The 14,345-nt window shown below is 70.8% G+C and carries 14 protein-coding genes; 8 read left to right on the top strand and 6 right to left on the bottom strand.

The features are described from left to right. The first annotated feature begins 213 nt into the window (after nucleotides 1–213). The gene (locus Acor_RS13990; RefSeq protein WP_422664804.1) at nucleotides 214–1,161 is read left to right on the top strand and encodes a heme o synthase; all 948 of its coding nucleotides are present in this window, start codon (nucleotides 214–216) and stop codon (nucleotides 1,159–1,161) included. A 56-nt stretch (nucleotides 1,162–1,217) separates the two neighbouring features. Beyond that, a complete protein-coding gene (locus tag Acor_RS13985; RefSeq protein ID WP_155337053.1) occupies nucleotides 1,218–2,441 on the top strand; it encodes a PrsW family intramembrane metalloprotease in 1,224 nt (407 codons plus the stop codon). On the opposite strand, the gene Acor_RS13980 is transcribed toward Acor_RS13985, so the two are convergent. The 5 genes from Acor_RS13980 to Acor_RS13960 all read right to left on the bottom strand — a co-directional run bounded on the left by Acor_RS13980 (nucleotide 2,381) and on the right by Acor_RS13960 (nucleotide 7,836). After that, nucleotides 2,381–3,256, bottom strand: coding sequence for a helix-turn-helix transcriptional regulator (locus tag Acor_RS13980; protein ID WP_155337052.1), 876 nt, complete (start codon nucleotides 3,254–3,256; stop codon nucleotides 2,381–2,383). The two genes, Acor_RS13985 and Acor_RS13980, sit on opposite strands and share 61 nt — an antisense overlap. A gap of 59 nt (nucleotides 3,257–3,315) precedes the next feature. Further along, nucleotides 3,316–3,966: a histidine kinase dimerization/phospho-acceptor domain-containing protein gene (locus Acor_RS13975; protein WP_155337051.1), complete on the bottom strand. Its 651-nt coding sequence runs from the start codon at nucleotides 3,964–3,966 to the stop codon at nucleotides 3,316–3,318. A gap of 140 nt (nucleotides 3,967–4,106) precedes the next feature. Next, on the bottom strand, nucleotides 4,107–5,915 hold the full coding sequence (locus Acor_RS13970) for a glycoside hydrolase family 15 protein (protein ID WP_155337050.1): 1,809 nt from the start codon (nucleotides 5,913–5,915) through the stop codon (nucleotides 4,107–4,109). Between the two features lie 74 nt (nucleotides 5,916–5,989). Next, the gene (locus Acor_RS13965) at nucleotides 5,990–6,784 is read right to left on the bottom strand and encodes an SAM-dependent methyltransferase (protein ID WP_155337049.1); all 795 of its coding nucleotides are present in this window, start codon (nucleotides 6,782–6,784) and stop codon (nucleotides 5,990–5,992) included. A gap of 56 nt (nucleotides 6,785–6,840) precedes the next feature. Beyond that, entirely contained in the window at nucleotides 6,841–7,836 is a 996-nt protein-coding gene (locus Acor_RS13960; protein WP_155337048.1) for a COX15/CtaA family protein, read from the bottom strand. Nucleotides 7,837–7,926: 90 nt separating this feature from the next. On the opposite strand from Acor_RS13960, the gene Acor_RS13955 reads away from it, so the two are divergent. From Acor_RS13955 to Acor_RS13930, 6 genes are all read left to right on the top strand, one after another. Then, a complete protein-coding gene (locus Acor_RS13955) occupies nucleotides 7,927–9,108 on the top strand; it encodes an NAD(P)/FAD-dependent oxidoreductase (RefSeq protein WP_155337047.1) in 1,182 nt (393 codons plus the stop codon). Beyond that, on the top strand, nucleotides 9,105–9,350 hold the full coding sequence (locus Acor_RS13950; protein WP_155337046.1) for a (2Fe-2S)-binding protein: 246 nt from the start codon (nucleotides 9,105–9,107) through the stop codon (nucleotides 9,348–9,350). The genes Acor_RS13955 and Acor_RS13950 overlap by 4 nt, the downstream gene beginning before the upstream one ends. Next, nucleotides 9,347–10,717, top strand: coding sequence for an FAD/NAD(P)-dependent oxidoreductase (locus Acor_RS13945; RefSeq protein ID WP_170316921.1), 1,371 nt, complete (start codon nucleotides 9,347–9,349; stop codon nucleotides 10,715–10,717). Before Acor_RS13950 ends, Acor_RS13945 begins: the two co-directional genes overlap by 4 nt. Continuing rightward, complete coding sequence (locus Acor_RS13940; RefSeq protein WP_155337045.1) at nucleotides 10,707–11,597, top strand: dihydrodipicolinate synthase family protein; 891 nt, start codon at nucleotides 10,707–10,709, stop codon at nucleotides 11,595–11,597. The genes Acor_RS13945 and Acor_RS13940 overlap by 11 nt, the downstream gene beginning before the upstream one ends. Nucleotides 11,598–11,638: 41 nt before the next feature. Further along, the gene (locus Acor_RS13935) at nucleotides 11,639–12,631 is read left to right on the top strand and encodes a proline racemase family protein (protein WP_155337044.1); all 993 of its coding nucleotides are present in this window, start codon (nucleotides 11,639–11,641) and stop codon (nucleotides 12,629–12,631) included. 118 nt (nucleotides 12,632–12,749) lie between these two features. Next, nucleotides 12,750–13,427, top strand: a complete 678-nt coding sequence (locus Acor_RS13930) for a GntR family transcriptional regulator (RefSeq protein WP_155337043.1) — start codon at nucleotides 12,750–12,752, stop codon at nucleotides 13,425–13,427. Here Acor_RS13930 and Acor_RS13925 read toward each other — a convergent pair whose 3' ends face one another. Further along, complete coding sequence (locus Acor_RS13925; protein ID WP_155337042.1) at nucleotides 13,428–14,327, bottom strand: EamA family transporter; 900 nt, start codon at nucleotides 14,325–14,327, stop codon at nucleotides 13,428–13,430. Nucleotides 14,328–14,345: the final 18 nt, after the last annotated feature.

Below are 14,345 nucleotides of genomic sequence, written 5' to 3'. Positions count from 1 at the left end.
TTCGCACCGGTTTTGGCAATTCCCGCCCACACCGGACCCTAACGGGTCGGCTGCCGTACCGTTCGGTAGACCGCCCTCGATCCGACCTGAGCAGCCCCGATTCAGGGACCGCCGGATCCCGGGGCTACAGTGAGTCCTCAAGTTGCCGGCGGCTGTCCGGAGATCCGCTCTAATCAGAGGTTACGCGTTGACCCCGCACGTGCTGGAAGCGCCTTGACGGTGCTGACGAACAACCCGACGATGGCCCCGGCTGGGGCCGCGAGAACGGCCCGCCGCACCGTCGGCGAGGTCGTCCGGGCCTATGTGGCGCTGACCAAGCCGCGGATCATCGAGCTGCTGCTGATCACCACGCTGCCCGTCATGTTCCTGGCCGCCCGGGGCCTTCCCGACCTGTGGCCGGCCACCTGGACGATGCTCTTCGGCACCCTGTCGGCGGGCAGCGCGAACGCGCTGAACTGCTACATCGACCGGGACATCGACGAGGTGATGCGGCGTACCCGCCGCCGCCCGCTGGCCCGCCACCAGGTCTCCCCGCGCGGCGCGCTGATCTTTGGCGTGATTTTGGGCGCGCTGTCCACCCTTGGCCTGGGGTTGACGGTCAACTGGCTCGCCGCCTGGCTGTCCTTGGGCGCCATCTTGTTCTACGTCCTGGTCTACTCGATGATCCTGAAGCGGCGCACCTCGCAGAACATCGTGTGGGGCGGCATCGCGGGCTGCATGCCGGTGCTGATCGGCTGGGCCGGGATCACCGGCGAGCTGGCCTGGGCGCCGGTCGTGCTGTTCGGCGTGGTGTTCTTCTGGACGCCGCCGCACACCTGGACGCTGGCCATGCGCTACCGCGAGGACTACGCCGCCGCGTCGGTGCCGATGCTCCCCGTGGTCGCCTCCGACCGGGTGGTGGTGCGCCAGGTCATCGCCTACACCTGGGCCACCGTGCTCTGCTCGCTGCTGCTCTGGCCGATCGCCTCGACCAGCCCGCTCTACCCGGCCGTCGCCGCCGCGCTCGGCGCCGCCTGCCTGTTCGAGGTGTACGCGCTGCGGCACCGCCTCAACGCCGGCAAGACCGGGGTCGACCTGCGGCCGATGCGCTTCTTCCACTGGTCGAACATCTACCTGGCGCTGCTGTTCCTGGCCGTCGCGGTGGACTCCCTGCTGGTGTGAGGAGAATCTGGCACACCGGAGCGGACAGGACGTTGCGGGTCGGTTACGCTCGCGGAATGGCGAGCCTTGATCCGCGCGCGGTGCTGAGGGAACGCCCGTCGATCGGCCTGATCATCGGTCTCGTCGTGGCGGGGATCTGTGCCCTGGTGTCCTTCTCGTTCGACATCCTCAACGGGGACCCGGTCCAGTTCTTCATCGCGCTGGCGCTGGCCATCGCGCCGGTGCCGCTGCTGCTCGCGGGCGTGCTGGCGCTGGACCGGATGGAACCCGAGCCGCGCAGCAACCTGATCTTCGCGTTCGCCTGGGGGGCGGGCATCGCGGTCCTGATCGCGGGCATCCTGAACTCGCTCAACCTGATCTACGTGGAGGACCGGCTCGGGGACGCGGTCACGGCGCGCAACTACGTCGCGACCTTCGCCGCGCCGCTGGTCGAGGAGACGATGAAGGGCCTGGTGCTGCTCGGGCTGCTGCGGTTCAGGCGGCAGGAGCTGGACGGGCCCACCGACGGGATCATCTACGCCAGCATGGTCGGCCTCGGCTTCGCGATGTCGGAGAACGTCAGCTACTACCTGGCCGCGCTCGCCGACAACGGGCCGGAGGGGCTGGCCGCCACGGTGGTGCTGCGCGGGGTGCTCTCGCCGTTCGCGCATCCGCTGTTCACCTCGATGATCGGCATCGCGGTGGCGTACGCGGCGCTGCACAAGGGCCCGCGGGGGGTCTGGGTGATCGTGCTGGGCTGGCTGGGCGCGATGGCGCTGCACGGGCTGTGGAACGGGCTGGCCTCCTTCGGCGGCTTCCAGGGGCTGGCGGTGGCCTACCTGCTGCTGATGGCGCTGCTGTTCGTCGAGCTGTGGGTGATCGTCCGGGACCGGAAGCGGATCGTCGGGCTGATCCACACCTACCTGCCGCCGTACGAGGCGAACGGGCTCATCAACGCCTCCGACATCTTCATGCTGTCCTCCCTGGAGAAGCGCAGGCAGGCCCGGCAGTGGGCCAAGGCCCACGGCGGCAAGGCCGGGGTGCAGGCCATGAGCGACTACCAGCTCGCCGCCACCGAGCTCGGCCTGCTGCACGAGCGCGCGGTCCGCGGCGGCGTCAACGAGGCCGCCTTCCGCGCCAAGCAGCGCTCCTTCGCCGACCTCATGGCGCACGCCCGCGCCGGCTTCCCGATCCCGGAACGCCACCAGGCTTCGGCGGCGCGCGGCGTGCCGCCGCCCGGCTACGCCCCAGGCGCCCCGCCGAACGTGCCGCCGGGCACGCAGTACCCGCCGCCGATCTGAAGCCGGTCGGCCAGCTCGGTCAGCTTCTCCGCCGACGGTGAACCGGGTGAGCCCGTGTAGATGATCAGGTGCAGGTCCGGGTCGGCCGCGGGGACCAGGGATTCGAAGTCGAGGGTCATGGTGCCGACGTCCGGGTGATGGAGGCGTTTGGTGCCGTACGTGCAGTAGACGACGCGGTAGTCGGCCCAGAACCGGGCGAACTCGGGGGAGCGCTCCATCAGGTCGTCGACGAGGTCCCGCAGCCTGGTGTCGCCGGGGTCGTGGCCGAGTGCGGTGCGCAGGAAGGCGACCTTCGTCGAGGCCACCTCCGCCCAGTCCGGATAGACGATCCTCGCCTTGGGGTTGAGGAAGATCCAGCGGGCCAGGTTGCGCTCGGCGCGGGGCATCGCGCCGAAGTCGTCCAGCAGCGCCCTGCCCATCCGGTTGATCGCGACGATGTCCATCGGGGTGGTCTGCAGGAGCGCGGGGACCGGGCCGAGGGAGTGCAGCAGCGCGTGCAGGACGGAGCGGCGGTGGACCGGCCGGGCCACCGCCGTCGCGGGCCTGACGAGATCCATCAGGTGGCTGCGTTCCGCCGCGTTCAGCCGCATCACGTCGGCGACCGCGCCCAGCACCTGGTCGGAGACGTTCCCGGCGCGGCCCTGCTCCAGCCGGGTGTAGTAGTCCACGCTCACCCCGGCGGCCATCGCGATCTCCTCGCGGCGCAGCCCGTCCACGCGGCGACCGCCGCGGCCCGGGGGCAGGCCCACCTCAGCCGGGGAAAGGCGGGCCCGGCGCGAGCGCAGAAATTCGCGAAGCTCGTTCGGCTGCCTCATTCACCCGATCATCGCATCCGTGCAGCTAGCAAACGGTATAGACCGGGGCAAATAACGACCTAAGTGCCGGAGATAGGCAATCTCAGGGTGAAGCGCTTGCCCCCAGTGGGGGAGAAGTCCACCGGGAGCACACCCTGGGCGCGGGCGATCACCTGGCTGAGGGCCAGGTCGAGGTCGGCGTTCCCGTTGGTGTCCAGGCGGCCGGTGTCCGGCACCGCCGTCACCCCGGTGATGGTGACCGACAGCTCGCCGGTGACCTGGTCTATCTGGATGTGCACGGCGCTCTCTTTCGGCTCGCACGGCACCGCCGACGGCATCGAGAGCACCCGCAGCTTCTCCAGGACCTCCTGGAGCCGGTCCACGGCGCACAGCGTCCTGCCGACCAGTTCGCCCAGGTCCGTCTGGTCGGGGTGCAGCTGGGCCACCTCCAGTTCCGCGCGGAGCGCGGCCACGGGCGTGCGCATGGCGTGCGCGGCGTCGGCGGCGAAACGGCGCTGCTGGTCCAGCATCGCCTCGGCCCGCACCTCGGCCCGCTCCAGCCGGTCCAGGGCGGCGTTGATGGTGCGCGCGAGGCGGGTGGCGGGTTCGTCGCCGGTCCCTTCGGCCAGCCGTCCGCCGGAGTCGTCACGGTTGATCGTCTCAAGCTCGGCGCAGAGGGAGTCGAGCGCGGTCCCGCTCTCGTTCGGCTCCGTCGTGCAGGTGCAGTCCACCCCAATGCCCCCTTTAATGGATGATTCGCGAAGGCAGGCATTTTTCGCCCGCTCCTCACGTAAACACCGCCGGAGGCTGTCTGAGGCCCGGTGGACTGGCCGTGTTCTGCCTAGGAACGCCAGTACCACCCTCGCGCGGGTCAGCCGAGGGTGTGGTCGAGGTTGAAGGCCGCGCTGATCAGCGCCAGGTGGGTGAGGGCCTGCGGGAAGTTGCCGAGCTGCTCGCCGGTGTGGCTGATCTGCTCGGCGTACAGGCCGACGTGGTTGGCGTAGGTGAGCATCTTCTCGAAGGCCAGCCGGGCCTCGTCGATGCGGCCGGCCCGGGCCAGCGCCTCGACGTACCAGAAGGAGCAGACCGAGAAGGTGCCCTCCCGGCCGGGCAGGCCGTCGGGGCTGGCCTCCGGGTCGTACCGGTAGACCAGCGAGTCGGAGACCAGCTTCTCGCGGAGCGAGTCGAGGGTGGACAGCCACTTCGGGTCGGTGGGGGAGACGAACTTGGCCAGCGGCATCATCAGCAGCGAGGCGTCCGGGACGTCGTCGTCGAAGTGCTGGACGAAGGCGGCCATCTTGTCGGACCAGCCGCGCCGCATGATCTGGCGGTAGATCCCGTCCCTGACCCGCTGCCAGTAGGTGAGATCGGCGGGCAGCCCGCGCTGGGTGGCCATCCGGATGGCGCGCTCGATGGCGACCCAGCACATCAGCCGGGAGTACACGAAGTTCTTGCGGCCGCCGCGGGTCTCCCAGATGCCCTCGTCCGGCTGGTCCCAGTTGTGGGCGACCCAGTTGATGATGCCGCACAGCTCGTCCCAGCGCTCGCTGGAGATCGGCTGGCCCCATTTGTTGTAGAGGTAGATGGAGTCGACGAGGGCGCCGTAGATGTCCAGCTGGAGCTGGCCGGCGGCGGCGTTGCCGACCCGTACGGGCGCCGAGCCGCGGTAGCCGTCCAGGTGCGGGAGTTCGCGTTCGGGGAGTTCGCGGCGGCCGTCGATGCCGTACATGATCTGCAGCGGGCCGGTGGGGCTGCCGGGGTCGAGGATGGCGTGGCGGGTGAGGAAGCCGATGAACGCCTCGGCCTCCTCGGTGAAGCCCAGCCGGAGCAGCGCGTAGACGCAGAACGCGGCGTCGCGGATCCACACGTAGCGGTAGTCCCAGTTGCGCGGGCCGCCGAGCTGTTCGGGCAGGCTGGTGGTGGGGGCGGCGACGATGCCGCCGCTGGGGGCGTAGGTGAGCAGTTTGAGGGTGAGGGCGGAGCGGTGCACGACCTCCCGCCAGCGGCCCCGGTAGTGGGAGGCCGACAGCCAGCGCCGCCAGTAGCTGACGGTGGCGATGAACTCCTCCTGGGCCTGCCGTACCGGGCAGGTGAGCGGGGGGACGTCGCCGCCGGTCTGGTCCAGCGCGAAGACCGCCTGTTCGCCCTGCCGGAGCACGAATCGCGCCGTCACGTCGCGGCCGTCGCACTCGATCGGGACGGTGGCGGTCAGGCTGAGGGCGAGGGACTCCGACTCGAAGATCACGTGGTCGCCGGACACGCGCGCGGTGTGCGGTTCCGCCGCGTAGCCGAAGCGGGGGGCGATCACGGCGCGGAACGGGAGGGTGCCCCGGACGCAGGTCACCTGCCGGATCAGCCGGTGGCGGGCCCCGTCGAGCGGGCCGTCGGTGACCGGCATGAAGTCCTGCACCTCGCCCACGCCGTCGGCCGCCGAGAACCGGGTGATCAGGACATTGGTGTCGGGGAAGTAGAACTGCTTGGTGGCCGCCGGGGTGTCGGCGGCCAGCTCGAACGAGCCGCCCCGCGCGGCGTCCAGCAGCGAGCCGAAGACGCTGGGGGCGTCGAAGGACGGACAGCAGTACCAGTCGATCGTGCCGTTGGTGCCCACCAGGGCGACCGTCCGCAGGTCACCGATGAGCCCGTGCTCACCGATCGGCAGGTACGGCGGGTCTCCGGTCATAGCGCCCATAGATCCTAAAACTACGCATCTCGGGCATGCGGCAGGCTCTGCCAGGGGTCAAATGGCGGCAGATCTTATGGTCTCTTCGCGACCGCGCCTTCGACGATGAGGCGGGTGCTGATGGAGTCCATGGCCGGACGCCACCGCTGGACGGGGACCAGCCCCGGCTCCTCCAGCTCGAAGCCCTCGAAGAAGGCGAGGATCTCCTCGTGGGAGCGGAAGGTGGTCTGGGCCGGACTGCCGGCCGTGGACGCCTGGAGCTGGGCCAGCACCTCCGGCTCGCTCTCGGAGCTGCTGTGCGAGAGCACCAGGTAGCTGCCCGGGGCCATCCTGCCGCGCAGCCCGGACAGGATCCGGTACGCGCCCTCCACGTCGGAGACGAAGTGCAGGACGGCGACCAGGAGCACGCCGACCGGCCGCTCGAAGTCGATGAGCTTCGTCACGTCGGGGTGCCCGACGATGTCCTCCGGCCGGCGGATGTCGGCCTCCAGGATGATCACCCCGTCGTCGGTGGCGAGCAGGGCGTCGTTGTGCGCCTTGACCAGGGGGTCGTTGTCCACGTACACGATCCTGGCGTCGGGATGGGTCTCCCTGGCGACCTCGTGCACGCTCGGCGAGGTGGGGATGCCGGTGCCCAGGTCGATGAACTGGGTGACGCCGCGCTCGGCGAGCAGCCGGACGGCCCGGGCGAGGAAGGCCCGGTTGGCCCGGACGACCGAACGGGTGTCCGGCGCGACCGTCAGCAGCCGCTCCCCGATCGCCCGGTCGACGGCGTAGTTGTCCTTCCCGCCGAGAAGGTAGTCATAGACCCGGGCCGAACTCGGCACCTGTGAGTTGATGCCGTCCGGAACCCGCTGGAGGTCGTCCACGACCTTCTCCCAATCCCACGCCAAAGTAGCGAAAAGCTATTGCGGCGATCATAGGGCTAAGGCGACGAGGGCGATGTCACGCGCTTCCCCGCGTTGACGGCCGCGGCGTTCAGGCCGGCGGAGTTCGGCAGGGGGCCGCGGTCGCGCAGCAGGAAGACCACGCGCAGGGTGGCGATCCAGACCAGGGTGGAGCCGAGGACGTGGAGGCCGACCAGGACGGCGGGGACGGCCAGGAAATACTGGACATAGCCGATGACGCCCTGGGCCAGTTCCACCAGGAACAGGATCAGGGCCGCGCGGCGGGCCAGGCCGGGGGCGTTGGTGACGTGCAGGGCGAAGGCCAGGGCGACGGTGAGGCCGACGGCGACCCAGACCAGGTCGGCGTGGACGCGGGCGACCGTCTCGATGTCGAAGGAGAAGCGGGAGGCCGCCTCGTCGCCCGAGTGCGGTCCTGTGCCGGTGACGACGACGCCGGCGACCAGGAGGGCCAGGACCGAGCCGGTCAGGACGAAGCCGAGGGTGCGGATGTCGCGGTGGACCAGGCGCTGCGGGGGGTTGTCGCCTTCGCCGGAGCGGGCGTACAGGGCGCAGGCGGCGGCGATCATGCCGATGGAGACCAGGAAGTGCACGCTGACCGTGACCGGGTTGAGCGCGCTGCGGACCACCAGGCCGCCCCACAGGGCCTGGGTGAGCACGCCGGCCGGCTGCAGGATCGCCAGTTTGAGCAGGGCGGGGCGGCGCGGGGTGAGGCGGAGCGCGGCCAGGAAGCAGGCGATCGCGACCGCGAGGACCAGGAAGGTCAGCATGCGGTTGCCGAACTCGATCGCGGTGTTGATCGGGGAGATCTCGGGGTGCGCGACCGGGACGAAGCTGTCCGGGGTGCAGCGCGGCCAGGTCGGGCAGCCGAGGCCGGAGCCGGTCAGCCGGACGGCCGCGCCGGTGACCGTGATGCCCGCGTTGACCACGACCGCCGCGAGCGCCCACGAACGCATGCTCCGCTGAGTGGGCGACCAGAAAGAGTGGTGGAGTGTACGCAGGTTCACGCCTGACATCGTAGGTGTCCAGGGGCGCGGTCCCGGTTTTGCCCCTGACGTGCGGCGGAACTCTTGCATTCTTATGGTGAAATATGACATTTTACCTGCATGCCGGACGTCGTGGTGATCGGGGCGGGGGTGGTGGGGGCGGCCTGCGCCTACTACGCCGCGCGAGCCGGGCTGAGCGTCACCGTGGTCGACCAGGGGGCCGTCGCGGGCGGGACCACGGGGGCCGGAGAGGGCAATGTCCTGGTCTCCGACAAGGAGCCCGGTCCTGAGCTCGATCTGGCGTCGCTGTCCGCCGGGCTCTGGTCCGACTTGGCCGCCGAGGTCGGCGGCTTCGAGTACGAGCCCAAGGGCGGCCTGGTCGTCGCGGAGACCCCCGAGGTGCTGACCGCGCTCACCGGTCTCGCCGCCAAGCAGGAGTCCAGCGGGGTGCGCGCCGAGGTGGTCACGCCGGAGGAATACGAGCCGAACATCGCGCGCGGCCTGGCCGGCGGCGTCTACTACCCGCAGGACGCCCAGGTCCAGCCCATGCTCGCCGCCGCCCGCCTGCTCCACGCCTCCGGCGCCCAGATCCGTACGGGAGTACGGGTGACCGGTTTCACCCGATCGGGAGACCGGATCACCGGAGTCCGCACCGACGAGGGCGACCTCCCCGCCGGAGCCGTCGTCAACGCGGCGGGAACCTGGGCGGGCGACATCGCGGCCCTGGCCGGCCTCCCCCTCCCCGTGCTCCCGCGCCGCGGCTTCATCCTCGTCACCGAGCCCCTCCCGGAACCCCTGATCCACCACAAGGTCTACACCGCCGCGTACGTCACCAACGTCGCCAGCGAAGACGAGGGCCTGGAAACCTCCGCGGTCGTCGAGGGCACCCCCTCGGGCCCCGTCCTCATCGGCGCCAGCCGCGAAAGAGTCGGCTACGACCGGACCGTCTCCTACCCGGTCCTCGCCCGCCTCGCCGAACAAGCGGTCGCCCTCTTCCCCGCCCTCGCCACCAGGAAGGTCATCCGCGCCTACTGCGGCTTCCGCCCCTACTGCCCCGACCACCTCCCGGTCATCGGCCCCGACCCCCGTGCCCCCGGCCTCTACCACGCCACCGGCCACGAAGGCGCGGGCATCGGCCTGGCCCCCGCGACCGGCCTCCTGATCTCCCGCGTTGTCACCGGCTATTCCGGCCAGCCGGGCAGACCAATCAAATCCGGAGCGAACGGCCGATCTGGACCGGCCGAGTCTGGGGGGCAGTTGGATCTCGACCTCTTCCCGTTCCGTCCCGAGAGGTTCACATGAGCGGTTTCGAGATCGTCTTTTCCGGGCGGCCGATCCCGGTGCGGCCCGGCCAGACGATCGGGGCCGCCCTGCACGCCGCCGGAATCCGTTCCTGGCGGACCACCAGGATCAACGGCCGCCCGCGCGGCCTGTTCTGCGGCATCGGCGTCTGCTTCGACTGCCTGCTCACGGTCAACGGCGAGCCCAACGTCCGCGCCTGCCTGACCGTGGCCCGCCCGGGGGATGAGGTGACCACCTCGTGAAATATGACCTCATCGTCATCGGCGCGGGTCCTGCCGGGATGGCAGCCGCAGGCACGGCCGCGCGCGGAGGGCTGCGCGTCGCCCTGGTCGACTCCGCCGCACAACTCGGCGGACAGTTCCACCGCCAGCCACCGCCGGAGCTCGGCGGGGGGAATGTGCGGGATGACCCCACTCACGAGCGGCTCGGGCGCGACCAGTCGATCGAGCAGGCCATTCAGGCGCCTGCCCCGCGCCGGGATTTCCTGCGGCTTCGTGACCGCCTGACAGGGGTCGATCTCCACCTCGGGTGCCGGGTCTGGGCGGTGGAGCCGTCCTTCGCCGTGCACCATGACGGGGGGACGCTGACGGGTGAGCGGCTGCTGATCGCCACGGGGGCGCACGATCGGGTGGTGCCGTTCCCCGGGTGGGATCTGCCCGGGGTGATGACCGCCGGTGGCGCTCAGGCGTTGCTCAAGGGGAATCTCGTGGTGGCGGGCCGCCGGATCGCGGTGGCGGGGACCGGGCCCTTTCTGCTGCCTGTCGCGGCCGGGCTGGCCGCCGCCGGGGCGCGGGTCGTGGGGGTGTTCGAGGCCGCTCGCCAGATGGGCGCTCTGGCGCGGTATCCGGCGAAACTCGCGGAAGGCGCGGGTTACGCGGCGACGCTCGCGCGCTATCGGGTGCCGTACCACCGGGGGCAGGCCGTCGTCGCGGCCCATGGGGCCGATGAGCTCGCGAAGGTCACCGTGGCCAAGATCGATGACGGCTGGCGGGCGATCAGGACGCGGGAGATCGAGTGCGACGCGCTCGCGGTGGGTTACGGCTTCGTCCCGCAGCTCGACCTGCCCGTGCAGCTCGGCTGCGCGACCACGCGCGACTCCGACGGCAGCGCGATCGTCGCGGTGGACGACCAGATGCGGACCTCGATCACCGGCGTGCACGCGGCGGGGGAGACCACGGGCGTCGGCGGCGCGGAGCTGGCCGAACTCGACGGGATCATCGCCGGCCACTCGATCACCGGCACGCCCCTCCCGGACGGAGTGCGGCGGCGCCGGGAGCGGGCGCGCGCGTTCGCCCGGCTGCTGCACGAGGTGTTCCCGGTCCGGGACGGCTGGCGGGACCGGCTGCGCGCCGACACGATCGTGTGCCGGTGCGAGGAAGTTCCGTACCAGGCGATCTGCGACGCCCAGGCGCTTGGGGCCGTCGATACGCGGTCGCTCAAGCTGCTGGCCCGGCCAGGGATGGGCTGGTGCCAGGGCCGGATGTGCGGGTACGCCGTCGCCCGGCTGGCCGGGGAGGATCCGCCGCCGCCGCGCCGCCCGATCGCGCAGCCCATCAGCCTGCAGAACCTGGCCGCCTACCCCTTGAGGAGTACGAACGATGACGCGTGAGAAGCCGTGGCGCGGAGTGATGGTGGCCACCGCGCTCCCCCTGAAGCCGGATCTGTCCGTCGATTTCGCCGCCTACGCCGAGCACTGCCGCTGGCTGGTGGCCTCCGGCTGTGACGGCGTCGTGCCGAACGGTTCACTGGGCGAGTACCAGACGCTCACCGCCGACGAACGCGCCCGAGTGGTCGAGACCGCCGTCGCGGCCATCGGCGCCGACCGGGTCATGCCGGGCATCGCCGCGTACGGCGCGCACGAGGCCCGCCGCTGGGCCGAGCAGGCGGGCGAGGCCGGCTGCGGCGCGGTCATGCTACTGCCGCCCAACAGCTACCGCGCCGACGAGCGCGCCGCGATCGAGCACTACCGCCTGGTCGCGGAGGCCGGCGTGCCGATCGTCGCCTACAACAACCCGATCGACACCAAGATCGACCTGACCCCCGCCCTGCTCGCCCAGCTGTACGCCGAGGGCCTGATCGTGGCCGTCAAGGAGTTCACCGGCGACGTCCGCAGAGCGTACGAGATCGCCGAACTCGCCCCCGGCCTGGACCTGCTGGTCGGCTCCGACGACGTGCTCCTCGAACTGGCCCTGGCCGGCGCGGTCGGCTGGGTGGCGGGCTACCCGAACGCCCTGCCGGAAGCCACCGTGCGCCTCTACCGGGCCGCCATGGCCGGCGATCTCGACGTCGCGCAGCCGCTGTATCGTGCCCTGCACCCCCTGCTCCGCTGGGACGCCAAGACCGAGTTCGTCCAGGCCATCAAACTCTCCATGGACCTGGCCGGCCGGACCGGCGGCACCTGCCGCCCGCCCAGGCAGCCCCTGCTCCCCGAGCAGGAGGTCGCGGTGCGGGCCGCCACCGAGAAAGTTCTCGCGGAAGGATTGCGCTGACATGCCGACGAAGCGGGTGCTCCCGGAGAGGGTGAGCTGAGATGCGGACCAAGCGGGTGTTCCACGCGGTGGACTCGCACACCGAGGGCATGCCGACCCGGGTCATCACCGGGGGAGTCGGGGTGATTCCGGGCGCGACCATGGCGGAGCGGCGGGAACATTTCATGGCCAACCTGGATCACATCCGTACCCTGCTCATGTACGAGCCGCGCGGGCACGCGGCGATGAGCGGGGCGATCCTGCAGCCGCCCACCCGGCAGGACGCGGACTGGGGGGTGCTGTACATCGAGGTGAGCGGCTGCCTGCCGATGTGCGGACACGGCACGATCGGCGTGGCCACGGTGCTGGTCGAGACGGGGATGGTCGAGGTGACCGAGCCGGTGACCGTGATCCGGCTGGACACCCCGGCGGGACTGGTCACGGCCTCGGTCGCCGTTGAGGACGGAGCCGCGAGGTCGGTCACCATCCAGAATGTGCCCTCGTTCAGCGTCGCCCTCGACCAATCCGTAAAAGTCACCGGATATGGCGAAATACCTTACGACCTCGCCTACGGCGGGAATTTTTACGCGATAGTTCCCATCGAAGCCGTCGGACTTCCGTTCGATCGCGCGTACAAACAGCAGATTCTTGACGCCGGACTGGCAATCATGGACGCGATTCCCGAACCCGTGCACCCGCTCGACCCGGGCATCAGGGGCTGCCACCACGTCCAGTTCCTGGCCCCCGGCTCGGACGCCCGCCTGTCCCGCCACGCCATGGCGATCCACCCCGGCTGGTTCGACCGCTCCCCGTGCGGCACCGGCACCAGCGCCAGGATGGCCCAGCTCCACGCCCGCGGCGACCTTCCCGTCGGTACGGAATTCGTCAACGAATCCTTCATCGGCACCCGCTTCACCGGCCGCCTGACCGGGGAGACCACCGTCGACGACCGCCCGGCCGTCATCCCCGAAATCACCGGCCGCGCCTGGATCACCGGCACCGCCCAATACTTCCTCGACCCCCTTGACCCGTTCCAAAAGGGATTCTTGCTCTAACGACCTGGTGCTAATTGTCCGGATGCGAAACGGTACGATCCCCCTTTGGCCATCCAGCCGGATTCCCGGCCCCGGAACGGATGTCATGCTGGCAGGGAGTACGCGAGTGGGGAGTGGGATGGCTCGGGGAGCTGAAGGGCTCGGCCTGCCGGCGGTGGGGGAGCGGCTGAGCCTGCGCGAGCAGGTCGCCCAGGCGTTGCGGGGGGCCCTCGTGGCGGGGGAGATGCGGCCGGGGGTGGTCTATTCCGCCCCGGTGCTGGCCGCCCAGTTCGGGGTGTCCGCCACCCCGGTCCGGGAGGCGATGCTCGACCTGGCCAAGGAGGGCCTGGTCGAGGCGGTGCGCAACAAGGGCTTCCGGGTGACCGAGATGTCCGAGCGGGACCTGGACGAGATCACCGAACTCCGGCAGCTGATCGAGGTGCCCACCGTGGCCCGGCTGGCCGACCCGGCCCGCGCGGCCGAGTTCGAGCGGCTCAGGCCGCTGGCCCGCGAGATCGTCACCGCGGCCGTCCGAGGCGACCTGCTCACTTACGTCAACGCCGACCTGAGCTTCCACCTGGAGCTGCTGGCCATGTCCGGCAACGTGCACCTGGTCGAGGTGGTCCGCGACCTGCGCGCCCGGGCCCGCCTCTACGGGTTGAAGGGCCTGGCCGACCGCGGCGTGCTGGCCAACTCGGCGCACGAGCACATCGACCTGCTGGACGCACTGATCCGCGGCGACCGGGCCACCGCGGAGCACATCATGCACGGCCACATCCAGCACGTCCGGGGGATCTGGGCCAACAAGCCGGAGTGATCAGGCCTTGGTCGCCCCGATGGACGCGATGACCACACAGCCGATCGCCGCCCACTCGCGCAGGTGCAGGATCTCGCCCAGGATCAGCAGCCCGACCAGCGCGGCCGCCGCCGGTTCCAGGCTCATCAGGATGCCGAACACCCGCTTCGGCATCCTGCGCAACGCCTCCAGCTCCAGCGTGTACGGAATGACCGACGACAGCAGCCCGACCCCCAGCCCCAGCAGCAGGATCTCCGGCGAGAGCAGATCCAGGCCCCCCGTGGTGATCCCCACCGGCGCGGTGACCAGCACCGACACCACCATCGCGAACGACAGCCCCGTCGTCCCGGGGAACCGCCCCCCGACCGCCGCCGACAGCAGGATGTAGGACGCCCAGAACGCCCCGGCCAGCAGCGCGAACCCGATCCCCACCCAGCTCGCCCCCGCCGCCTTCCCCCACGGCGCGAGCAGCGCGATCCCGGTCGCGGCCAGCGCCACCCAGAGGAAGTCCAGCTTCCGCCGCGACGCCACCACCGCGACCGACAGCGGCCCGAGGAACTCGATCGCCACCGCGATCCCCATCGGCAGCCGCGCCAGCGCCTCGTAGAACGACAGGTTCATCAGCCCGAGACTGACCCCGAACGCGGCCCCCACCAGCAGGTCGCGCCGGCTCAGCCCGCGCAGCCGGGGCAGCGCGAGCGCCACCAGCACCAGCGCGCTCGTGCTGATCCGCAGGAACACCACCGCGCTCGGCGGCAACACGGCGAACAGGTTCTTCGCCAGCCCCGCCCCGATCTGCACCGTCAGGATCCCCAGGATCACCAGCCCCGACGGCGGCACGGCGTCGGACGCGGCCCGCAGCCCCGCCCCCAACCGAAACCGGTACGGCCGTGCGGACCCGGAAACGGTCTCGGCGGTCACGAGGGCAACTCCTCCGTC

The sequence above is a fragment of the Acrocarpospora corrugata genome, from assembly GCF_009687845.1.
GTDB lineage: Bacteria > Actinomycetota > Actinomycetes > Streptosporangiales > Streptosporangiaceae > Acrocarpospora > Acrocarpospora corrugata.
This window is presented reverse-complemented; position numbering and strand designations above follow the sequence as displayed.